Source organism: Pseudomonas sp. DW-iso3 (genome assembly GCF_058725305.1).
The window spans coordinates 226,342-249,470 of sequence record NZ_JBZXDZ010000006.1 but is presented as its reverse complement, the minus strand read 5'-3'; the positions used below and the strand labels follow the sequence as shown (position 1 = coordinate 249,470).

Sequence of the window (23,129 nt, the reverse complement as noted above, 5' to 3'; positions counted from 1 at the left end):
ATTTAAACCCAATAGAGTTCATGGACTTTATTTAACGTGCCACCGGCGGCTTGCGCAGCAAACTGTAGGCCATGGCGCCCAGTGCCGCCACGCCGAGCAGCAGCACGGCCCAGAGGCCGAGCTTCTTCAGGTCGGGGCCAGTGTCGGGTAACGCAGCAATCGCAGCCGGTTTGACCGCGATCTCCCCCGCCAACGTGGCCTGGCCCAAGGTTTTCAGGCGCTCGTCACGGTAATCGGGGATCAGCGTCGACAGCGGCAAGTTCGCCCCTTTCACGGACACATTCCCCAACGCCAGGGTGAACGGCGGCTCACCCCGTGCCAGGAACACCAACTGCGTGGCCCGTACGGCAACGCGCAACACGGGCGCTTCGACGCCCAGGCCGCCGCCCCGCTCGTCCACCTGCAATCTCAACTGAGCAACCGCCTGGCCCGGCAACTGCAATTCATCCTGCACCACCTCCTTGGCGTTCTGGCTCAGGCGGTACAGCAGGCCATTGCTCAACGGCTGCCACGCTTGCTTGACCTCACTTCGCCCCGACAACGTCACGGGCGCCAGCGTGTTGGGCTGCTTCAACTCGACCCGCAAGCGCTCCACATTCAGCCCCGTGGGCAATTGCCAGCTGTACTCGCCCGCCTTGAGGCGACCCCCCGGCAACGCTTGCGACCACACCAACGGCATCGGCAGGTTACTGCGAGTGGAGCTCTCCAGGCGGGCCGACGTCAGCAACGGCGCCGCCTGGCCCTGCCACACCAACCGCAAGTAACGCGCCGATTGACCGGGCAGGCTCACGTCATGCTGCTCGACCCGCTCATCGGCAAATGACAAACGCGCCACTTGCCCATCACCCCAGGCTTGCCAGTGCTGCAAATCATCACTGGCTTCAATGCTGAAACGCTGGAAGCCCTCTTGCTCATGGCTCCAGTCCAGGCTCAATTGCTGCAACGGCGCCTTGATCGCACTGGCGTCCAACACCCAGCCACGCAGTACCTGCTTGCCGGGCTTAGCGGCAGTGGACGGTGTGATTTCCACCAGGGCGCCGGTGGTGGTGGCCTTCATCACCACGTCAGGCAAGGCTTGCTCGGTGTCGGCAGCGTACAGCGGGAACCACTTCACGTCGGTGACGTTGCGGCTCTCGGTGCGCTGCGCGGACGGGCGCGACAACGCATACGCCTGAGGCTCACCGGCAGCGTCGAAAACCCGAACATCGCTGAGATTTGCCTGGCGCGCGCTCATTTGAACCGCCAATGGCAGCTCCAGGCTATACCAGGGACCAGCGCCGCTTACGGCCAGCGGCACCTGGGTGGCGAAATCAGCCGGACGTTCTTGAGCAAACGTCGCCGAACACAGCATCCATATCGTCAACCCACTCAGACTCAGCCTGCCCATCAAGAAGATGCTCCCTCAGGTTCAACGCGCTTAGGCGGCAGCGGCGCAAAGTAGCCAACCACCAGCAACAAACCGCCCACGCCGATAAACGACACGATCCGCGCCAAACCGCCACGGTTGCTCAGCTCGACAAAAAACAACTTGGCCACCACCACGGCAATCAGTGCCGCGCCGATCAGCCACACTTCGCGACGATGGCGCAAATGGCCGCCGATCATCAGTCCGAGGGCAATAAGGGTCCAGACGATCGACAGGCCGGCCTGCACCAGCATGGACTCCAGCAACGCATCCAGATGAAACGGCACGCCGCCCCAATGGTGGGCGGTACGCATCACCAGCGCTGTGAAGAATGCGAACAGCGAAATGCCGGCCACGCCCTGGGCGATCAACTCAACGCGCGGCCCACGTTCCGGCGCCGCACTGCGCGACCACAGGTAAATGCCCAGCAGCGCGAACAGCAGGCCCAGGTCCAATGGGTTGAGCAGTGGCACATAGGGCAGCGGCTTGGCCGTGCCGTCACTAAAGATGTTCGCCAGCCAGAACCAACCCAGCATCAGCACCGCCAGCGGTAATGCAGCGAGCACGCGGTATTCCCTGGGGTAGGCCGACACCGGCCATGGCCAATGGCGCGGTGCGGCAGCCAGCACGAGATAGAGACTTGGCAGAATCGCCCAGCCCAACCAGCGCCAGGCGTTGTATTCGCTCGACAGCACCAGCAGGCCGTAGCGCAGTTCCAGCGCCAGCACACCGATCAGCATCCAACAACCCAGTACGTGAGCCGCGCTCAGCACTTTGCCGGGCACCACCGTCGACAAATGCCGCAGCGAGATGAAATGCACCACGAACACCACCCACCAGGCCAGCCAGCCGAACTGCGCGGCCGGGTGGTAATACTCGGTCCACGCGCCCAACAACACGAGCCCCACCGCAGGCATCAACAACGTGCTGGCGATACCCAACGCCGCCCAGCGCAAACGCAGCGCCAGTGCCGTCCAGATCACCACGCTCAGCGCGGCCGCCAGCACCAACAGCGAAGCGTGCAAGGCCGCAGGTGCCAAGCGCCAGACTTCAATGATCACCGCCAACGCCCACCACGCCACGCCCCAGGCCAGCAGACCGGCGGACAAGCGCCCACGGGGCAAGCACCAGGCGCCGAGCATGGCCGCCAAGGCAATGATCAGCGGTGTCCAGGCATTGTTCACGGGGTCGAGCGCAAACAGCGCGCCCGCAAGTACTTGCACGGCAACGCCACAGCGCACGACCCATGGCGAGCCGATACGCAGGCCCGCCCACACGGTCGCAAGGCCCGCAACCGACCAACTGACGATGCTGCCTTGGGTCGAAAACAACAGCGGCGCCAGCAGGTAAGCGCAGCCCAGGCCGAGGACGGCGAGCCCTGGAGCGCCGAGGCGCTCCCAACGCCGGGTCTGTTGCGGCGCGGCGTTGTGTATTTGATAAAAGCTGAACAGCAGTGCCGCACCCAGCAGCAACGCTCCCAATGGCGGCCCCTGCAGCAAGGTGTCCTGGCCATCGCGCAGTTCGCCAAGGAAGGCGAGCAGCGAACCCAGTTGCAGCAATAGGGCGAACGCCCGCGCGACGGGGCGATGCTGGCGTAGACCGAGCCAGAAGATCCCGGCGCCTTCGACGGCCCACGCCGCAGCAGTCCAGCGCGCATCAAGGCCCAAGGGAATGGCCAGGCTGGCGAAGATCACGCCAAGGGCCAGGCAGGTTTCCGTCAGGAGCAAGGCGCGCCCGCCACTGAGCACGCGGGCCAGGACAATGTAAATGATGCCCAGGCCCAGCGCACTGAACGCAGCAGCGAACTCAAGGTGTTGTACCAGCGCGAACTGCAGACCGAAGCCCACCAGCGGCGGGCCGAATAACAACGTGCCATCGACATAATCCCCCTTGGCCGCCGACCAGCGCAGTTGCGCGCCCCGGCTGGCATCTTCGGGGGCGTCCTGGGTTTCCAGCAATTTACGCCGCGCGAACAACAGGCCGATAGCCAGGTACATCAGGAAAAACAGGATCAGGAACGGCTCGGTGCTCCACAACAGCTCCGGCGTGTAGGCGCGCATGCCCCAGGCGAAACCAATACCAAAGGTGCCAACAAAACCGATCACGTTCAGCAGGCGCCAGGCTTTGAACCAGGCAATCGTGAGGATGCCGGCGTTGAGCAACGCAAAGTAGCTGAACAGCGCCACATGGCTTCCGGCGCCGGTCGACACCAGGATCGGTGCCGCAAAACCACCCAACGCCGCCGCACAGGCCAGGCCGATGGCATCCTGGGTGATTGCCAGGATCGCCGAACAGACCGTGACGGCTACCAGCAACCCCATTGCCGCGCCAGGATCGATCAGGGGATGCAAACGCATTGCCGCAAATACCGTGAGGTACAACACGGCAATCCCCGCGCCTTGCAGCATCAAGCCGTAGTTACCGTTGCGCAGCCGCAGCCACCAGCCCAGGCCCAGCAGGCCCAACGCGGCAGCGGCAACGCCGGCGTAGCGCAGCTCGATCGGCACCACCATGCCTTCAGTGGCATAACGCAGCAGGAAAGCCAGGCCGAGGAACAACAGCACCACGCCGACCCGCAGCACGGTGTTGCCGCCAAACAGCCAATTGCGCGCACCTTCAATAGCGCGCTCGATCAGGTTGGGGCCGCGAGGGATTACAGGTTCTTTAGGCGTCGGCGCCGGAGCCCACACGTCATCCGGCAGCGGCTGGCTCGGTTCGGCGCCCCTGGCAACGGGGGCCAACTCGGCAGGCAGCTCCCACACCAGCTCGGGCGGTTTGGCGACAGGTGCCGATTCGGGAACAGAGGGCTCGACCTTCACGCTGCTTGCAGGCGCGGGCACTTCCAGTTGCCGCAAGCGCTCGCCCAGCGCGATCAGCGACTTCTGCGTGGTGTCCAACTGACGCGCCTGCTTGTCCGCCTGGGCCGACAGCTGCGCCAGGCGAATCGCCTGGCCAATGCCCAGCCCCAGCAGCGCACCGATACCCGCATCACTGAACGATTCGTCGAGCGTCCAGCCGAGCACCAGGCCAATCAGCATGAAAATCCATTGCATGGTCGATATCCCTAAGCAGCCCGAGGCAGGCAAACCGAGGCCTAGTATATCGACGCTGCACCCATGTGGAAGCGGGCGTGTGTGGGAGCTGGCTTGCCCGCGACGCAGACACCTCGGTGTATCTGTCACACCGAGGTGATGCTATCGCAGGCAAGCCAGCTCCCACACAAGCCCGCGCACATATTCAGGTCAGCCGTGTTCAGTCGAGGGCTTTCCAGATCTCGGTCGCGTACTCCCTGATGGTCCGATCCGAGCTGAACCAACCCATCCGCGCCGTATTCAGCACCGCCGAACGCCACCACGCCTTGGAATCATGCCAATGCGCCTCAACCCGCGCCTGGGCGTCCCAGTACGAATCGAAGTCGGCACACACCAGGAAGCGGTCGTAGTCGATCAGCCCGTCGATCAGCCCCGCGTAGCGGCCCGGATCGTCCGGCGAGAACACCCCGCCGCGGATCGCTTGCAGCACGTCATTCAACCGATGAGACGCCGCGATGTCAGCACCTGCATTGAATTCACCAGCGTGCTTGCGGGCTTCCACCTGCTGCGCGCTGAGGCCGAAGATAAACATGTGCTCGGCCCCCACACGCTCGTGCATTTCCACGTTGGCGCCGTCCATCGTGCCGATGGTCAGCGCACCGTTGAGACCGAACTTCATGTTGCTGGTGCCCGAGGCCTCGAAACCGGCGGTGGAAATCTGCTCCGACAAATCCGCCGCCGGAATGATGCTTTCCGCCAGGCTGACGTTGTAGTTGGGCAGGAACACCACCTTGAGCAAACCGCGTACGGTCGGGTCGTTATTGACCGTGCGGGCGATGTCGTTGGTCAACTTGATGATCAACTTGGCCTGGTGATAACTGGCCGCCGCCTTGCCCGAGAAGATTTTCACGCGCGGCACCCAGTCGGTGCCCGGCTCGGCACGGATGGCCTGGTACAGCGCCACGGTGTGCAGCAGGTTGAGCAACTGGCGCTTGTATTCGTGGATACGCTTGACCTGCACGTCGAACATCGCCGCCGGGTTGACCGCAATGCCCAGGCGCTCGTGAATGATGTCCGCCAGCGCGCGCTTACTGTGCAGGCGCTGCTCGGCAAATGCCTTGCGGAACGTCTGTTTTTCGGCAAATGGCTCAAGCTCCACCAACCGCTCTTCGGGCTTGTCGAGAATGTCCGGGCCGAGCGCTTCCACCAGCATGGACGTGAGCTTGGGGTTGGCCTGGTACAACCAGCGACGGAAGGTAATGCCGTTGGTTTTGTTGTTGATGCGTTCCGGGTACAGCTTGTGCAGCTCGGAGAACACCGTGCTGCGCATCAATTGGGTGTGCAGGCCGGACACGCCGTTGACGCTGTGGGAGCCCAGGAATGCCAGGTTGCCCATGCGCACGCGGCGGCCGTTGTCTTCTTCGATCAATGACACCGCGCGCAGTACGTCAAAGTCGTGGATGCCCTTGGCGCGCAGCGAGTCGATGTGCTGGGCGTTGATCAGGTAGATGATCTGCATGTGCCGGGGCAGCATGCGTTCCATCAGGCCGACCGGCCAGGTTTCCAGCGCTTCAGGCAGCAGCGTGTGGTTGGTGTACGACAGGGTTTCCACCGTCACATCCCACGCCGCTTCCCACGGAATGTGGTGCAGGTCGACCAATTGACGCATCAGCTCGGCCACGGCGATGGACGGGTGGGTGTCGTTGAGCTGGATCGCGGCGTGTTCGCCCAGGCTCAGCACCGAGCCGTGCATGTTCTTGTGGCGGCGCAGCAGGTCTTGCAGGGAGGCGGCGACAAAGAAGTATTCCTGGCGCAGGCGCAGTTCCTGCCCTGCTTCGGTGCTGTCGGCCGGGTAAAGCACTCGGGAGATGCTTTCGGCGCGTGCCACTTCGGCGACCGCGCCAAGGTGGTCACCGGCGTTGAAGCGCTCCAGGTGCAGGTCTTCCACCGCCCGGGCACGCCACAGCCGCAGCGTGTTGACGCTGGCACCGCGCCAGCCGACAACCGGCGTGTCATAAGCAATGGCGCGCACGGTTTCGTTCGGCGTCCATCGCTGGATCATTTTCCCGGAGGCATCTTCCAGTGTTTCGACGCTGCCACCAAAGCCGATCGGGTACGCCACTTCAGGGCGTTCGAATTCCCATGGGTTGCCGAAGTCCAGCCAGCGCTCGGTCTGCTCCTGCTGCCAGCCATCGACAATCGCCTGGCGAAACAAGCCGTGCTCATAACGGATGCCATACCCATGGCCGGCAATGCCCAGGGTCGACATGCTTTCCATGAAGCACGCCGCCAAGCGACCCAGGCCGCCGTTGCCCAGTGCGGCATCGGGCTCCAGCAGGCGGATGCGCTCAAGGTCGACACCCAGCTCCGAGAGCGCTTCACGAGCGATTTCCAGCACGCCGAGGTTGCTCAGGCTGTCGTAGAGCAAGCGGCCGATGAGGAATTCCAGGGAAAGGTAGTAAACCCGCTTCTGGCCCTTGCGGTAGATGCGCCGGGTGTGGTCCATCCAGTGATCGACCATCTGGTCGCGCGCGGCCAGGGCAATGGCTTCGAACCAGTCGTGGTCGAAGGCGTGATCCGGGTCCTTGCCCACCGCGTAGGTAAGTTTGGTCAAGACGGCATCGCGGAATGCGGCTACCTCTGCTTCTCGTTCAAGTGGTTCCTGAGACATCAATTGCGACCTCGGGCGAGATAGAAGGAGTTGCTAGAGCCTAGACGGTCTGACAGACGGTAGACGCTCTGGTTCGGCACTTTTTTAACGCATTTACCTTTACAGGGTTTTGATGCATTGGCCGTGCCTGCTTTTGATACAAGCGCGCCTTCTGGCCGAAACCCATAAAAAATTGTTCAAAAAATCATCAATCCCGGTATGATCGCGCGCCCGGACACCGCCCCACCTTGGAACCCTGATGAAGCCTCAACTGATCGCCGCCGCGGAACTCGACCGTCTTGAAACGTGGCAGAAATATTCCGCGCATATGTGCGGTGGTTGCGTGTCCAGCTGCTGCACGCTGCCGGTCGAAGTGAAGATCAAGGACCTGATCCGCATTGGTATCGTCGATGAATTCGAGCGCGGCGACCCGCCGAAGAACATCGCCAAGCGCTTGCAGAAGGAAGGCATCGTCGAGCGCTTCAACGCCAAATCCGAGATTTTTACCCTGCAGCGCATGAGCAACAACGATTGCCTGTACCTGGATCGTAAGACGCGCTTCTGCACTATTTATGACAAGCGCCCGGATACCTGCCGCAACCACCCGAAGATCGGTCCACGCCCTGGGTATTGCGCGTACAAGCCGAAGGAAGTGGTGCGCGAGACCAAGTTTCGGACACTCGATAAGTTCTGATCCAAGTTCTTTATTGCCTGGGCTACCGCGTTCGCGAGCAAGCCCGCCCCCACACTTGACCTCATTCATCCTGAAAAAACGCGGTCAAATGTGGGAGCGGGCTTGCTCGCGAAGAGGCCGGCACAATCACTGCACATTTTGCAGGCATAAAAAAAAACGCCCCCGGCCTTTCGACCGGGGGCGTTTTTCATTCAGCCTGAGTTAACTCAGTTCTTGGCTTTCTTGGCAGCGCGGGTACGCTCGCCTTCGTCCAGGATCTTCTTACGCAGGCGGATCGACTTAGGCGTGACTTCGCACAGCTCGTCGTCCTGGATGAATTCCAGGGCCTGTTCCAGGGTGAAGCGAACAGGTGGAACCAGAGCGATGGTTTCGTCTTTACCCGAAGCACGCATGTTGTCGAGCTTCTTGCCTTTGGTTGGGTTGACGCCCATGTCGTTATCACGGCTGTTCAGACCAACGATCTGACCGTTGTAGATCTCTTGACCGTGTTCAACGAACAGCTTGCCACGCGCCTGGAGGGTTTCCAGGGAGTAGGTCAGTGCCTTGCCGGTTTCTACCGATACCAGAACACCGTTCTGACGGCCGGACATGTCGCCGGACTTCATGGTGTCGTAGCGATCGAAGATCGAGGTCAGGATGCCAGCACCGTTGGTCAGGGTCAGGAACTGGTTACGGAAACCGATCAGACCACGAGCAGGGATGTTGTATTCCAGACGCACACGGCCTTTGCCATCCGGCACCATGTTGGTCAGGTCGCCTTTACGCAGACCCATCTCTTCCATCACCTTGCCCTGGGATTCTTCCGGGGTGTCGATGGTGACGTTTTCGAACGGTTCCTGCTTCACGCCGTCAACCTGACGGATGATCACTTCTGGACGACCAACGCCCATTTCGAAGCCTTCGCGACGCATGGTTTCGATCAGTACCGAGAGGTGCAGCTCACCACGGCCGGAAACCTTGAACTTGTCAGCCGAGTCGCCTTCTTCAACGCGCAGTGCAACGTTGTACAGCAGCTCTTTGTCCAGACGCTCCTTGATGTTACGGGAGGTCACGAACTTGCCTTCTTTACCGCAGAAAGGCGAGTCGTTTACCTGGAAGGTCATGGAAACGGTTGGCTCGTCAACGGTCAGAGGCTTCATCGCCTCGACGGTGTCCGGGTGGCACAGGGTGTCGGAGATGAACAGCGAGTCCATACCGCTGATGCACACGATGTCGCCAGCGGCCGCTTCTTCAACGTCGATGCGGTGCAGACCGTGGTGACCCATCAGCTTCAGGATACGACCGTTGCGCTTCTTGCCGTCGGCGCCGATAGCGACAACCGGGGTGTTCGGCTTGACGCGACCACGGGCGATACGGCCAACGCCGATAACACCCAGGAAGCTGTTGTAGTCCAGAGCGGAGATCTGCATCTGGAACGCGCCGTCACGGTCAACAGCCGGGGCTGGTACGTTGTCGACGATCGACTGGTACAGCGGGGTCATGTCTTCAGCCATGTCGGTGTGGTCCAGACCGGCAATACCGTTCAGGGCCGAGGCGTAGACGACTTTGAAGTCCAGCTGTTCTTCGGTGGCACCCAGGTTGTCGAACAGGTCGAAGATCTGGTCCAGAACCCAGTCCGGACGCGCGCCTGGACGGTCAACCTTGTTGATGCACACGATCGGACGCAGGCCGGCTTCGAACGCCTTCTTGGTCACGAAACGGGTTTGCGGCATAGGGCCGTCTTGAGCGTCAACCAGCAGCAGAACGGAGTCAACCATCGACATTACGCGTTCTACTTCGCCGCCGAAGTCGGCGTGGCCCGGGGTATCCACGATGTTGATGTGGTAGCCGTTCCAGTTGATAGCGGTGTTTTTAGCCAGGATGGTAATACCGCGCTCTTTTTCCTGGTCGTTGGAGTCCATCACGCGCTCGTCGTTGAGCTCGTTGCGCTCCAGGGTGCCGGATTGACGCAGGAGTTTGTCTACCAGGGTGGTTTTACCATGGTCAACGTGAGCAATGATGGCGATGTTACGTAGATTTTCGATCACTTGTGTATCTCGATCAGAGGATTCGGTGTGCTGACAGGTCGTGGCAGCGATTAACAGTAGAGTCAGGCCTTGCCGTTACAGCTTGACGGCAGAGTCGGGGGGCCGGTGACGCAGGCCACAGGCAAACAGCCCCGGGCTCTTAGCTCGGTCGATAAACGCGCACATTGGCATGTCCCTCACTGAGCAAATGGTGGGCATGCAGGCGACTCATCACGCCTTTGTCGCAATACAGCAGGTACTGACGGCTGTTATCCAGTTCCTTGAAACGCGCATTCAATGCATAGAACGGCAGCGTTTGTACGTCGATGCCGGCGATTTCCAGCGGCTCATCCTCAGCGGCATCCGGGTGACGGATGTCGATGACGATCTGGCCGGCCAGGGCTTCGCTGACTTCTTCGATCTTGATGTCCTGGCCCAATTCGTCGATCACGCGATCGATCGGGACCAGCTTGGCGTTCTCGAGCGCACGCTCCAGAATCGCCATGTCGAATTCTTTCTCCTCATGCTCCACGCGATGGCGCTTGGCGTGGGTCTTGGGGTTCACCGAAATGACCCCGCAGTACTCGGGCATGTGCTTGGCAAAGTCGGCGGTGCCGATCTGCTCTGCCAGGTCGATGATGTCCTGCTTATGGCTGGCGATCAGCGGGCGCAAGACCAGCTTCTCGGTGACGCAATCGATGATCGACAGGTTCGGCAGCGTTTGGCTGGAGACCTGGGAGATCGCCTCACCGGTTACCAGTGCATCGATCTGCAACTTGTCGGCGATTCGCGAGGCCGCGCGCAACATCATACGCTTCAATACCACGCCCATATGACCGTTATCGACTTTACCGAGAATTTCGCCCAGCACTTCCTCGAACGGTACGCTCACAAATAGCACGCGTTGGGAGCTGCCGTACTTCTTCCAGATAAAATGCGCGACTTCCATCACGCCCAATTCGTGTGCACGTCCGCCCAGGTTAAAGAAGCAGAAGTGGCTCATCAGACCGCGGCGCATGATCTGGTAGGCCGCCACCGTGGAATCGAAACCGCCGGACATCAGCACCAGGGTCTGTTCCAGGGCGCCCAGCGGGTAGCCGCCGATGCTGTTGTGCTGGCTGTGGATCACAAACAACCGTTGGTCGCGAATTTCCATGCGCACTTCAATTTGCGGCGCTTTCAGGGAAATTCCGGATGCGCCGCACTCGCGACGCAGCTTGCTGCCGACGTATTTCTCGACGTCCATGGAGCTGAAGGTGTGCTTGCCGGCACGCTTGCAGCGCACCGAAAAGATCTTGCCTTCAAGCTCACTGCCGTAGTGCTGTTTGCACTTCTCGGTGATGTCATCGAAGTCGCCCAGCGGGTACTCATCCACCTGCAGGAAATGCGCGATGCCCGGCATGCAGCTCAGGCGCTCGGTCATGTCCTTCAAGGCTTTGGGCTCGGTGACACGGGTTTCCAGCTCGAGGTTGTCCCACACGCCGTTCACCACCACAGCCGGGTCCAGATCGCGGAGCACGGCACGGATGTTCTTGGCCAACTGACGGATGAAACGCGTCCGTACCGGTCGGCTTTTGATGGTGATCTCGGGGAAGACTTTAACGATTAATTTCATGGAAACAGCGCGCGCCGGGCCTGCTGAAAAAGGGGGGCGCGGATTATAGCGGAAATCGCTCAAGGTTTAACCAGTTAATATGCATCGCACGTATCACGCACTAAATAGGTGCATTTGTGCGCCTTTCCGCTACATTGCGGTGCGCCATTTTTAGTCTTTTGTCGTAATGCACCTTTATAGGGTCGTTTTTTGAGCAGAAAACCCATGTTGGCGCACTGGCATGCAATTTGCTCTCTTGTGAGGCAGGTTGCCATGGCGGACTATCCGCGCCGGCATCACCCACATTCTAAGGGCTAACTCCACTACCCCAGCCCGAAGCCACCCGGAGGACACTATGTCGAAGTCGGTTCAACTCATCAAAGATCATGACGTTAAATGGATTGATCTGCGCTTCACGGACACCAAAGGCACTCAGCACCACGTGACCATGCCGGCTCGCGACGCGCTGGATGAAGCTTTCTTCGAAGAAGGCAAAATGTTCGACGGTTCCTCCATCGCTGGCTGGAAAGGCATCGAAGCCTCCGACATGATCCTGATGCCGGACGACAGCACTGCCGTACTCGACCCGTTCACCGAAGAGCCGACCCTGATCCTGGTCTGCGACGTGATCGAGCCTTCGACCATGCAAGGCTACGACCGCGACCCACGTGCGATCGCCAAGCGTGCCGAGGAATACCTGAAGTCGACCGGTATCGGTGACACTGTATTCGTAGGCCCAGAGCCAGAATTCTTCATCTTCGACCAAGTGAAGTTCAAGTCCGACATCTCCGGCTCCATGTTCAAGATCTACTCCGAACAAGGCTCCTGGATGTCCGATCAAGACGTGGAAGGCGGCAACCATGGCCACCGTCCAGGCATCAAAGGTGGCTACTTCCCAGTTCCGCCGTTCGACCACGACCACGAAATCCGTACCTCCATGTGCAACGCCATGGAAGACATGGGCCTGACCATCGAAGTGCACCACCACGAAGTGGCCACTGCCGGCCAGAACGAAATCGGTGTGAAGTTCAACACCCTGGTGGCCAAGGCTGACGAAGTACAGACCCTGAAGTACTGCGTACACAACACTGCCGTTGCCTACGGCCGTACCGCTACCTTCATGCCTAAGCCTCTGTACGGCGATAACGGTTCGGGTATGCACGTTCACCTGTCCATCGCCAAAGAGGGCAAGAACACCTTCGCTGGCGAAGGTTATGCCGGCCTGTCCGACACTGCCCTGTACTTCATCGGCGGTATCATCAAGCACGGTAAGGCCTTGAACGGCTTCACCAACCCGTCGACCAACTCCTACAAACGTCTGGTCCCAGGTTTCGAAGCACCGGTAATGTTGGCCTACTCGGCGCGCAACCGTTCCGCGTCGATCCGTATTCCATACGTGTCCAGCCCTCGCGCTCGCCGTATCGAAGCACGCTTCCCGGATCCAGCAGCCAACCCGTACCTGGCCTTCGCTGCCCTGGTAATGGCTGGCCTGGACGGTATCCAGAACAAGATCCACCCTGGCGACGCCGCCGACAAAAACTTGTACGACCTGCCGCCTGAAGAGGCCAAAGAGATCCCACAAGTGTGCGGCAGCCTGAAAGAAGCCCTGGAAGAGCTGGACAAGGGCCGTGCGTTCCTGACCAAAGGCGGCGTGTTCAGCGACGACTTCATCGACGCTTACATCGGCCTGAAGAGCGAAGAAGAAATCAAGGTTCGCACCTTCGTACACCCACTGGAATACGAGCTGTACTACAGCTGCTGATCCGGTAGCGCTGCTTAATGTAGCGTGATGAAAAAAGACCTCCTTCGGGAGGTCTTTTTTTTGGCCCGCGATTGCGCCGCATCGAGCACCTGTTGTATTGACTGATACTCCGCCATCGCGGGCAAGCCCCGCTCCCACAGGAGATCATCCTTGAAACGTCGACTTGTGTTCGCTCTGTTGTTCGTCAGTGCCAGTGCGAGTGCTGCGCCGCCCACTCTGGAGCCGCTGCTCAACAGCATTGCCGAACGCCTGGAGATCGCCGACCAGGTAGCCCTGAGCAAATGGGACAGCAAAAAGCCCGTGGAAGATAAAAAGCGCGAACAAGAGGTGATCGCCAGCGTTAGCGCCCAGGCACCGACCTACAAGCTGGACGCGGCCGCCGCCGAGCAGTTTTTTTCGGCGCAGATCGAGGCCAACAAGCTGGTGCAATACACCCACCTTTCCGACTGGCAGTTCCAAGGCAAGGCGCCGGACGACCCACGCCCGGACCTGATCAAACAGATACGCCCGCAGCTGGATGAACTGCAAAAACGCCTGCTGCAGCAGCTGGCCGACTTTACCCCGCAGCGCACCGACCCGCAGTGCCCACAGTGGCTGGCCGAAGCCGTGCATGAGCCGCTGAACGATCCACTGCGGCAACTGGCGATGATCCGTGCCACGGCCGAGCTGTGCGTTCGACCTACTTGATTTGAGGAACCGTCCTGCATCTTCACCTGGGCCGACAGCCATAGCCTGAGCGTTCACTGACCGAATAGGATGGAACCATGGACACCCTCAAGTGCTTGACTGCAGCAGCGACAGTTTTGTCGTTGCTGGGCTGCGGCACGCAGGCAAAAGATGCGGCGCAGATCGAGAAAGAGGTCTTGCTTGAACGTAGCGAGTCTTGGGACGGCACGCCCTACAAAGCCTACCCGTCCGGCACGCCGCAGCTCACGCTGATACGCCTGAAGATCCCGGCACGCACGCAACTGCCTTGGCACACCCACCCGATGCCGAACGCTGCCTACATCGTTTCAGGGGAGTTGACCGTTGACACCCGCGCAAGCGGCGCCTCGCGGACCTTGAGGCAAGGGCAAACCCTGGCCGAGATGATGGGCACCGAACATCGCGGCATTACCGGAAGCACACCCGTTGAGCTTCTGGTCTTTTATGCGGGCACTCCAGGCATGCCACTGTCAGAGCAACGCTGACCGTCCCGAACCGTTTTCACCCCGCATTGAAAACGGTCCGCCCAGCACTTCCTGAACAACCTTCACAAAACCGCACTATATTGGTGCGATAGGCTGCACCCTACCCACCTGCCCAGCCCATTTTGGTTCGAAACTTCCCGAGCAAGCTGGCAGAACGCCACAGTTTCGCGCCTAAAACCCCCATTTCAGGGCTTGCACGCTTCTTTTCGGAGCCTTGGTTTGGTTTTTGCATTTTCCTTGTATCAGCGTGTGCCTCAAGCCCGCGCGTTGCTCCAAAAGAGGTCCTGATGACCATCAGCGATGCACTGCACCGTTTGCTACTCGACAACCTGACCACCGCGACCATCCTACTCAACGACGACTTGCGTCTTGAGTACATGAACCCGGCGGCGGAGATGCTCCTGGCCATCAGCGGCCAGCGCAGCCATGGGCAGTTCATCAGCGAATTGTTCACCGAGTCAGCCGAAGCCTTGAGCTCATTGCGCCAGGCCGTGGAGCAGGCACACCCCTTCACCAAGCGCGAAGCGATGCTCACGGCCCTGACCGGCCAGACCCTGACCGTCGACTACGCCGTGACCCCGATCCTCAGCAACGGCGCCACCCTGCTGCTGCTGGAAGTGCACCCGCGCGACCGCCTGCTGCGCATCACCAAGGAAGAAGCGCAGCTGTCCAAGCAGGAGACCAGCAAGATGCTGGTGCGCGGCCTGGCCCATGAGATCAAGAATCCGCTGGGCGGTATCCGTGGCGCAGCGCAACTGCTGGCCCGCGAGCTGCCGGACGATAACCTCAAGGACTACACCAACGTCATCATCGAAGAGGCCGACCGCCTGCGTAACCTGGTGGACCGCATGCTCGGCTCCAACAAGCTGCCGTCGCTGGCGATGACCAACGTGCACGAAGTGCTGGAGCGTGTCTGTCAGCTGGTTGAGGCCGAAAGCCAGGGCTGCATCACCTTGGTGCGCGACTATGACCCAAGCATTCCCGACGTTTTGATCGACCGCGAACAGATGATTCAGGCGGTGCTCAATATCGTACGTAACGCCATGCAGGCCATCAGCAGCCAGAACGAGCTGCGCCTGGGCCGCATCAGCCTGCGCACCCGCGCCCTGCGTCAGTTCACCATTGGCCATGTGCGCCATCGCCTGGTGACCAAGGTCGAGATCATCGACAACGGCCCGGGGATTCCTGCGGAACTGCAGGAAACCATTTTCTTTCCCATGGTCAGTGGCCGCCCGGACGGTACCGGGCTGGGCCTGGCCATTACCCAGAACATCATCAGCCAGCACCAGGGTCTGATCGAGTGTGAGAGCCATCCTGGCCACACCACGTTCTCGATCTTTCTGCCACTGGAACAAGGAGCCCCATCGACATGAGCCGTAGTGAAACTGTCTGGATCGTCGATGACGACCGTTCTATCCGCTGGGTCCTCGAGAAAGCCTTGCAACAGGAAGGCATGACCACCCAGAGCTTCGACAGCGCCGACGGTGTAATGAGCCGCCTGGCGCGCCAGCAGCCCGACGTGATCATCTCGGACATCCGCATGCCCGGCGCCAGTGGCCTGGACCTGCTGGCGCGGATTCGCGAGCAGCACCCGCGCTTGCCGGTGATCATCATGACGGCGCACTCGGACCTGGACAGCGCTGTCGCGTCCTATCAGGGCGGCGCCTTTGAATACCTGCCCAAGCCGTTCGACGTGGACGAAGCGGTGGCATTGGTCAAACGCGCCAACCAGCACGCCCAGGAACAACAGAACCAGGAAGCTCCACCCGCCCTGACCCGCACCCCGGAAATCATCGGCGAAGCGCCGGCGATGCAGGAAGTGTTTCGCGCCATCGGGCGCTTGAGCCATTCCAACATCACCGTGCTGATCAACGGCGAGTCGGGGACCGGTAAAGAGCTGGTCGCCCATGCCCTGCACCGTCACAGCCCACGCGCAGCCTCGCCGTTCATTGCGTTGAACATGGCGGCGATTCCAAAGGATTTGATGGAATCCGAGCTGTTCGGCCACGAAAAAGGCGCATTCACTGGCGCAGCCAACCTGCGTCGCGGGCGCTTTGAACAGGCTGACGGCGGCACGCTGTTCCTCGATGAAATCGGCGATATGCCGGCCGACACCCAGACCCGTCTGCTGCGCGTGCTGGCGGACGGTGAGTTCTATCGGGTGGGCGGACACACACCGGTCAAGGTCGACGTACGCATCATCGCGGCGACCCACCAGAACCTGGAAACCCTGGTGCACGCGGGCAAATTCCGTGAGGACTTGTTCCACCGCCTCAACGTGATCCGCATCCATATCCCGCGCATGTCGGACCGTCGCGAAGACATCCCGACCCTGGCCCGCCACTTCCTCAGCCGCGCCGCTCAGGAGCTGGCCGTCGAGCCGAAGCTGCTGAAAAGCGAGACCGAGGAATACCTGAAGAACCTGCCGTGGCCCGGCAACGTGCGTCAGTTGGAGAACACCTGCCGCTGGATCACGGTGATGGCCTCCGGACGCGAAGTGCACATCAGCGACCTGCCTCCGGAGCTGTTGAGCCTTCCGCAGGATTCCGCGCCGGTGACCAACTGGGAACAAGCGCTGCGCCAATGGGCCGACCAGGCCCTGGCGCGCGGCCAGTCGAACCTGCTGGACAGCGCCGTGCCGGCGTTCGAGCGCATCATGATCGAGACCGCCCTCAAGCACACCGCCGGTCGCCGCCGCGATGCCGCCGTGTTGCTGGGTTGGGGCCGCAATACCCTGACGCGCAAGATCAAGGAGTTGGGGATGAAGGTGGATGGTGGGGATGATGACGAGGGTGATGAAGCCTGAATCTCAGATCCACTGAAGATCCAATGTGGGAGGGGGCTTGCCCCCGATGACGGTATATCAGCCACAGATGTTGTGACTGACCTACTGCTATCGGGGGCAAGCCCCCTCCCACATTTGGACCGCTACAAAGTTCCAGCGCCGTGCACCGCTTCAATGCACCATGAACCGGCATCGGGCATGAATCTAACGCATCAAGCCTCAGGCTCGTTGATGACAATCTGAATACCAAAAACACCAAAGCCCCGTATTCCGGGGCTTTGCGCTTTTTTTAGGATTTTTTTGGCACAACGTCGCCACTCTGGCACGCGCCCTGCAATAACCCTTGTACTACCCAGTTTCGGGGACCTTGGTACAGGCAGGCCGAGAATCCCCTCTTTACACCCGGGGTGCTTGACGCGAGCAGCGTCGCGCCCCACACCGCTTTGGGGAACCTCGGTACAGGCAGGCCGGGGATTCCCTCTTTAACACCGAAGCTTTGCAAGCTTCACCCTGTTTTGGGAGCCCTGGTACAGGCAGGCCGGGAACTCCCTCTTTTATTGCTCTTGGAGATGGATCGCCAGCCGCCAGCGGCCGTCAGCCTCCTCCCCTTTCCATTCCCCGCGCAACGGCCGAGCCGCCACCAGGTTCAGCAGCAGGCCGCCATCGGTCTTGCGCACGCGCCAGTTCACATCCTTGTCATTGACCTTGAGCTGCCCACCGGCGGCCTGGCCCTGTGCGTCGAACAGCAGCGCCACGGTGCCGTCGATATGCTCGCCGTGCAGCTTGGGTTCGCTGTTGAACCACACCACCACGCCGTCCGCCGCGGTCTCGACCTGCTGCAGTTCGACCGGGTCCGGTGTGGTCAGGCGACCGATCATCAGGCCCACCATCATGCCAACAATCGCCAATGAGCCCATGACCCGAGGCATAAGCTTCGGTCTTGGGTCCTCTTCAGGGGTAGAATGCAGCGCATCTTTGCCTTCGGAGCCGTGCATGTTTCACGTCATCCTTTTTCAACCAGAAATTCCGCCGAATACCGGCAACGTTATCAGGCTGTGCGCCAACAGTGGCTGCCACCTGCATTTGATCGAGCCCCTGGGCTTCGACATGGACGACAAGCGCCTGCGCCGTGCCGGGCTCGACTACCACGAGTACGCCACGCTCAAGCGCCACGCCGACCTGGCCAGTTGCCTGGAAAGCCTGGGGCATCCGCGACTGTTCGCGTTCACCACCAAGGGCTCGCAACCGTTCCACGATGTCAGCTTTGCCGAAGGTGACGCCTTCCTGTTCGGTCCGGAAAGCCGTGGCCTGCCGGCCGAGGTACTCGACGCCCTGCCCGATGGCCATCGCCTGCGCTTGCCGATGCGCGAGGGGTGCCGCAGCTTGAACCTGTCCAACACCGTGGCCGTCGCGGTTTACGAAGGCTGGCGCCAGCTCGGTTTCAAGTAACACCGTAAAACAAGTGTGGGAGGGGGCTTGCCCCCGATGACGGAGTGCCAGTCGACATCTATGTGACTGACACTCCGCTATCGGGGGCAAGCCCCCTCCCACATTTTTACCGCATCGACTTATTGAACGGTCGACGAACCTTCCTGTTGCATGCGCTGCAGCTCTTGAGCGTACAGGGCATCGAAGTTCACCGGAGCCAGCATCAGCGCAGGGAACGAGCCACGGGTGACCAGGCTGTCCAGGGTCTCACGGGCATACGGGAACAGGATGTTCGGGCAGAACGCGCCCAAGGTGTGGCTCATGGACGCTTCGTCCAGGCCCTGGATCAGGAAGATACCGGCCTGTTGCACTTCAGCGATGAAGGCCACTTCTTCGCCGTTCTTGACGGTCACGGACAGGGTCAGCACGACTTCGTGGAAGTCGCCTTCCAGGGCCTTCTGGCGAGTGTTCAGGTCCAGTGCAACGCTTGGGGTCCATTCCTGGCGGAAGATGGCCGGGCTTTTCGGCGCTTCGAACGACAGGTCACGCACGTAGATGCGCTGCAGCGAAAACTGTGGCGCTTGGGCTTCTGCAGCTTCGGTGTTCTGTTGGTCAGTCATCGCAGATCCTTGTGATCTTGGGGTCTTTTAGGGTTTAGGCATCAGACGAGCAGCAGCGCATCGAGTTTACCCGCGCGCTCCAGGGCAAACAGGTCATCGCAACCACCGATATGCTTGGCGCCGATCCAGATCTGCGGCACGGACGTGCGCCCCGCCTTCTGGGCCATCTCGGCGCGCACCTGGGGTTTGCCGTCGACCTTGATTTCTTCGAAGGCAACGCCCTTTTTCTCCAGCAGAGCCTTGGCCCGCATGCAGTAAGGGCACCAATCGCTGGAATACACGACAACCTGGCTCATATCACTTCACCAGCGGCAGGTTATCGGCGCGCCAGCTGCTGATGCCACCGGACAGCTTGGCGGCGGTGAAACCGGTCTTGAGCATTTCGCGGGCGTGGGTGCCGGCGTGCTGGCCTTGGGCGTCGACCAGGATGATGGTCTTGGCCTTGTGCTTTTCCAACTCGGCCAGGCGCGCGATCAGCTTGTCCTGCGGAATGTTCAGGGCACCGACGATGTGGCCGGTGGCAAAATCCTTGGCCGGGCGGATGTCCACGACAACGGCCTCATCCTTGTTGACCAGTGCGGTCAGCTCCGCCGTGCTCAGGCTGCGGCCACCGCGGCTCAATTCGTGAGCGATCAGCAGCGCCAGCAGGATGACGAAGGCACCCACGAGCAGGTAGTGGGCAGTGGCAAATGCAATCAGGTGATCAACCATCAAGGAGGTTCCAGGGCGTTAAAATGGCGGTAAGTATACACAGCCGTCAGGGGGGGCCAACCCCCGTAAAGCGGTGACGTGGTCGGAACTTCGCTTTAAACTGCCACTCCCTTTTCAATTGTCTTCCTTTATTACCGCCGCGAGAGGATCTATGACTACTACGCCTAAACCTTTGGTCCTGATAATTCTCGATGGCTTCGGACACAGTGAAAGCCACCACGACAACGCGGTATACGCGGCCAAGAAGCCGGTACTCGACCGCCTGACCGCCAGCGTACCCAACGGCCTCATCTCTGGTTCAGGTATGGACGTAGGCTTGCCGGACGGTCAGATGGGCAACTCGGAAGTCGGCCACATGAACCTCGGCGCCGGACGAGTGGTATACCAGGACTTCACCCGTGTGACCAAAGCGATCCGCGATGGTGAGTTCTTCGAGAACCCGACCATCTGCGCCGCGGTAGATAAAGCAGTGGCTGCCGGCAAGGCCGTGCACTTCATGGGCCTGCTGTCCGATGGCGGCGTCCACAGCCACCAGGACCACCTGGTCGCCATGGCCGAACTGGCCTTTAAGCGCGGCGCCGACAAGATTTACCTGCACGCTTTCCTCGACGGCCGGGACACCCCGCCGAAAAGCGCGCAATCCTCCATCGAACTGCTCGACACCACCTTCGCCGCCCTCGGCAAAGGCCGTATCGCCAGTTTGGTCGGCCGTTACTTCGCCATGGACCGCGACAACCGTTGGGACCGCGTCTCCCAGGCCTACAACCTGATCGTCGACGGCCAGGCCGAATTCCACGCCGCCACCGCCCAGGAAGGCCTGGAGGCCGCCTACGCCCGTGGCGAGAGTGACGAATTCGTCAAGGCCACCACCATCGGCGAGCCGGTGAAGGTAGAAGACGGCGACGCGGTGGTGTTCATGAACTTCCGTGCCGACCGCGCCCGCGAGCTGAGCCGCGTATTTGTCGAAGACGGTTTCAAGGAATTCGAGCGTGCCCGCCAGCCCAAAGTGCAGTACGTGGGCCTGACCCAATACGCCGCCAGCATCCCGGCCCCCGCGGCCTTTGCTCCGGGCAGCCTGGACAACGTGCTGGGCGACTACCTGGCAAAAAACGGCAAGACCCAGCTGCGCATTGCCGAAACCGAGAAATACGCCCACGTGACCTTCTTCTTCTCCGGCGGTCGTGAAGAGCCGTTCCCAGGCGAAGAACGCATCCTGATCCCATCGCCAAAGGTTGCGACCTACGACCTGCAGCCGGAAATGAGCGCGCCGGAAGTCACCGACAAGATCGTCGACGCCATCGAACACCAGCGTTACGACGTGATCGTGGTCAACTACGCCAACGGCGATATGGTCGGCCATAGCGGTAACCTGGAAGCCGCGACCAAGGCCGTGGAATGCCTGGACCTTTGCGTCGGTCGCATCGTCGATGCCCTGGAGAAAGTCGGCGGCGAAGCACTGATCACGGCTGACCACGGCAACTGCGAACAGATGTCCGATGAATCCACCGGCCAGGCCCACACAGCCCACACGACTGAGCCAGTGCCGTTTATCTATGTCGGCAAGCGTGATTTGAAAGTGCGCGAAGGCGGCGTGCTGGCAGATGTGGCGCCGACCATGCTGATGCTGATGGGGCTGGAGAAGCCGGTGGAGATGACCGGGACTTCGATTCTGGTCTGATTCCAGCCTCACCGAAAAATAATGTGGGAGGGGGGCTTGCCCCCGATTACGGTAGATCGGCTGAAACATAGGTGGCTGATACACCGCTATCGGGGGCAAGCCCCCTCCCACATTGGATCTTCTGTGTTTGGTAGATATCTTTTCGCCATTCCAGCGCCACTCGGCACATAACTTGCCCCCAGCCCGAATTGGGCGTTTTTTTTGCCGCGCTTGGCGGGCATACTAGAGCGTCCCTTTCCCTGGTGTCGCCCGCCTCTATGCTTCGCGCCTTGATTACCCTCGCTCTTGTCTGCCTGCTCCAACCGGCGTTTGCCGATGAGCGCGCACAAACCCAACAACAGTTGGACGCTACGCGTCAGGACATTACCGAGCTGAAAAAACTGCTCGGCAAGCTCCAGGAAGAAAAATCCGGCGTGCAGAAAGACCTGCGCGGCACGGAAACCGAGATGGGCAAGCTGGAGAAGCAGGTCCAGGAGTTACAAAAAGAACTAAAGAAGAGCGAGTCGGAACTGGAGCGACTCGACGCTGAGAAAAAAAAACTCCAGAGCGCACGCGTTGAACAGCAACGCTTGATCGCGATCCAGGCGCGTGCCGCCTATCAGAATGGCCGCCAGGAATACCTCAAGCTGCTGCTCAACCAGCAGAACCCGGAAAAATTCGCGCGCACCCTGACCTACTACGACTACCTGAGCAAGGCCCGCCTGGAGCAATTAAAGAGCTTCAACGAGACCTTGCGCCAGTTGGTCAACGTCGAACAGGAAATCGCTAACCAGCAGTCGCAGCTTGAGGACCAGAAAAGCAGCCTCAACGCTCAGCGCGACGAGCTGGACAAGGTTCGCAAAGAGCGCCAGCTGGCCCTGGCCAAGCTGAATGACGACGTGAAGGCCCGCGACGCCAAGCTGCAAGCCCGCGAGCAGGACCAGGCCGACTTGGCCAAAGTCCTCAAAACGATTGAAGAAACCCTGGCCCGCCAGGCACGTGAGGCCGAAGAAGCGCGGCAAAAAGCGCTGATCGCCCAGCAGGAAGCCGAAAAAAAGCGCCAGCGTGAGGCCGAGCTGGCTGCCACCTCGGACGCCCCGGCACCGCGTAAACCGGCGCGTGCAGCGCCTGGCCCGCTGGTTTCCAGCGCCGGCGAATCCTTCGGCGGCCCTTTTGCTTCAGCGCGCGGCAAACTTCCATGGCCGGTTGATGGTCGATTACTGGCACGCTTCGGTGAAACCCGTGGCGATGACACCCGCGCGAAGTGGGATGGCGTGATGATCAGCGCCTCCGCTGGCAGCCAGGTGCACGCCGTCCACGGTGGGCGCGTGGTGTTTGCCGATTGGCTGCGGGGTGCCGGTTTGTTGGTGATTCTTGACCACGGTAATGGCTATTTGAGTCTTTACGGCCACAATCAGACTTTACTCAAGTCGGCAGGTGATGTTGTAAAAGCCGGTGAATCCATTTCCACTGTCGGTAACAGTGGTGGCCAGGACACCCCGGCGCTGTACTTCGCTATTCGTCAGCAGGGCCGCCCGAGCGACCCTGCACAATGGTGCCGTTCCCAAGGATAGGGCTGCATCTACATTAGGAGT

General features: G+C 60.7%; 18 protein-coding genes. 9 read left to right on the top strand and 9 right to left on the bottom strand.

Translation table 11 applies throughout. The features are described 5' to 3' along the window. Nucleotides 1-31 precede the first annotated feature (31 nt). From AC4PS7_RS19070 to AC4PS7_RS19060, 3 genes are all read right to left on the bottom strand, one after another. Entirely contained in the window at nt 32-1,387 is a 1,356-nt protein-coding gene (locus tag AC4PS7_RS19070) for a DUF3999 domain-containing protein (protein WP_492179690.1), read from the bottom strand. Then, a complete protein-coding gene (locus tag AC4PS7_RS19065) occupies nt 1,387-4,458 on the bottom strand; it encodes a DUF2339 domain-containing protein (RefSeq protein ID WP_492179689.1) in 3,072 nt (1,023 codons plus the stop codon). Before AC4PS7_RS19065 ends, AC4PS7_RS19070 begins: the two co-directional genes overlap by 1 nt. A 199-nt stretch (nt 4,459-4,657) precedes the next feature. After that, nucleotides 4,658-7,108, bottom strand: a complete 2,451-nt coding sequence (locus AC4PS7_RS19060; RefSeq protein WP_010213856.1) for a glycogen/starch/alpha-glucan phosphorylase — start codon at nt 7,106-7,108, stop codon at nt 4,658-4,660. 238 nt (nt 7,109-7,346) lie between these two features. On the opposite strand from AC4PS7_RS19060, the gene AC4PS7_RS19055 reads away from it, so the two are divergent. Then, nucleotides 7,347-7,781 carry a YkgJ family cysteine cluster protein gene (locus AC4PS7_RS19055; protein ID WP_010213857.1) on the top strand — a complete coding sequence of 145 codons (435 nt, stop codon included), beginning with the start codon at nt 7,347-7,349 and terminating at the stop codon, nt 7,779-7,781. 206 nt (nt 7,782-7,987) lie between these two features. On the opposite strand, the gene typA is transcribed toward AC4PS7_RS19055, so the two are convergent. Both typA and thiI read right to left on the bottom strand, forming a co-directional pair. Beyond that, nucleotides 7,988-9,808 (bottom strand): translational GTPase TypA, encoded by a 1,821-nt coding sequence (typA, locus tag AC4PS7_RS19050; protein WP_010213863.1) that lies wholly within the window; start codon nt 9,806-9,808, stop codon nt 7,988-7,990. Nucleotides 9,809-9,947: 139 nt separating this feature from the next. After that, the gene (thiI, locus tag AC4PS7_RS19045; RefSeq protein ID WP_010213865.1) at nt 9,948-11,402 is read right to left on the bottom strand and encodes a tRNA uracil 4-sulfurtransferase ThiI; all 1,455 of its coding nucleotides are present in this window, start codon (nt 11,400-11,402) and stop codon (nt 9,948-9,950) included. 334 nt (nt 11,403-11,736) lie between these two features. On the opposite strand from thiI, the gene glnA reads away from it, so the two are divergent. The 5 genes from glnA (at nt 11,737) to ntrC (ending at nt 17,139) form a co-directional block, all read left to right on the top strand. Next, on the top strand, nt 11,737-13,143 hold the full coding sequence (gene glnA, locus AC4PS7_RS19040; RefSeq protein ID WP_010213867.1) for a type I glutamate--ammonia ligase: 1,407 nt from the start codon (nt 11,737-11,739) through the stop codon (nt 13,141-13,143). Nucleotides 13,144-13,293: 150 nt separating this feature from the next. Next, nucleotides 13,294-13,830, top strand: a complete 537-nt coding sequence (locus AC4PS7_RS19035) for a chorismate mutase (RefSeq protein ID WP_021492187.1) — start codon at nt 13,294-13,296, stop codon at nt 13,828-13,830. A gap of 77 nt (nt 13,831-13,907) precedes the next feature. After that, nucleotides 13,908-14,333: a cupin domain-containing protein gene (locus tag AC4PS7_RS19030; protein ID WP_154847466.1), complete on the top strand. Its 426-nt coding sequence runs from the start codon at nt 13,908-13,910 to the stop codon at nt 14,331-14,333. Between the two features lie 287 nt (nt 14,334-14,620). After that, nucleotides 14,621-15,706: a nitrogen regulation protein NR(II) gene (gene glnL, locus AC4PS7_RS19025; RefSeq protein WP_010213871.1), complete on the top strand. Its 1,086-nt coding sequence runs from the start codon at nt 14,621-14,623 to the stop codon at nt 15,704-15,706. Then, a complete protein-coding gene (ntrC, locus tag AC4PS7_RS19020; protein WP_008435682.1) occupies nt 15,703-17,139 on the top strand; it encodes a nitrogen regulation protein NR(I) in 1,437 nt (478 codons plus the stop codon). Before glnL ends, ntrC begins: the two co-directional genes overlap by 4 nt. Nucleotides 17,140-17,672: 533 nt before the next feature. On the opposite strand, the gene AC4PS7_RS19015 is transcribed toward ntrC, so the two are convergent. Beyond that, nucleotides 17,673-18,113, bottom strand: coding sequence for a hypothetical protein (locus AC4PS7_RS19015; protein WP_044286495.1), 441 nt, complete (start codon nt 18,111-18,113; stop codon nt 17,673-17,675). On the opposite strand from AC4PS7_RS19015, the gene AC4PS7_RS19010 reads away from it, so the two are divergent. Then, complete coding sequence (locus AC4PS7_RS19010; RefSeq protein WP_010213874.1) at nt 18,112-18,567, top strand: tRNA (cytidine(34)-2'-O)-methyltransferase; 456 nt, start codon at nt 18,112-18,114, stop codon at nt 18,565-18,567. The genes AC4PS7_RS19015 and AC4PS7_RS19010 overlap by 2 nt on opposite strands. Before the next feature lie 119 nt (nt 18,568-18,686). Here AC4PS7_RS19010 and secB read toward each other — a convergent pair whose 3' ends face one another. From secB to AC4PS7_RS18995, 3 genes are read right to left on the bottom strand one after another with little or no spacing between them, the layout of a single operon-like run. Further along, entirely contained in the window at nt 18,687-19,166 is a 480-nt protein-coding gene (gene secB / locus AC4PS7_RS19005; protein ID WP_010213875.1) for a protein-export chaperone SecB, read from the bottom strand. Nucleotides 19,167-19,207: 41 nt separating this feature from the next. Further along, entirely contained in the window at nt 19,208-19,462 is a 255-nt protein-coding gene (grxC, locus tag AC4PS7_RS19000) for a glutaredoxin 3 (protein ID WP_010213876.1), read from the bottom strand. Nucleotide 19,463: 1 nt separating this feature from the next. Then, a complete protein-coding gene (locus AC4PS7_RS18995; RefSeq protein ID WP_010213877.1) occupies nt 19,464-19,877 on the bottom strand; it encodes a rhodanese-like domain-containing protein in 414 nt (137 codons plus the stop codon). Between the two features lie 151 nt (nt 19,878-20,028). On the opposite strand from AC4PS7_RS18995, the gene gpmI reads away from it, so the two are divergent. Continuing rightward, nucleotides 20,029-21,555 (top strand): 2,3-bisphosphoglycerate-independent phosphoglycerate mutase, encoded by a 1,527-nt coding sequence (gpmI, locus tag AC4PS7_RS18990; RefSeq protein WP_010213878.1) that lies wholly within the window; start codon nt 20,029-20,031, stop codon nt 21,553-21,555. A gap of 257 nt (nt 21,556-21,812) precedes the next feature. After that, entirely contained in the window at nt 21,813-23,108 is a 1,296-nt protein-coding gene (locus tag AC4PS7_RS18985) for a murein hydrolase activator EnvC family protein (RefSeq protein WP_010213881.1), read from the top strand. The last annotated feature ends 21 nt before the right edge of the window (nt 23,109-23,129 follow it).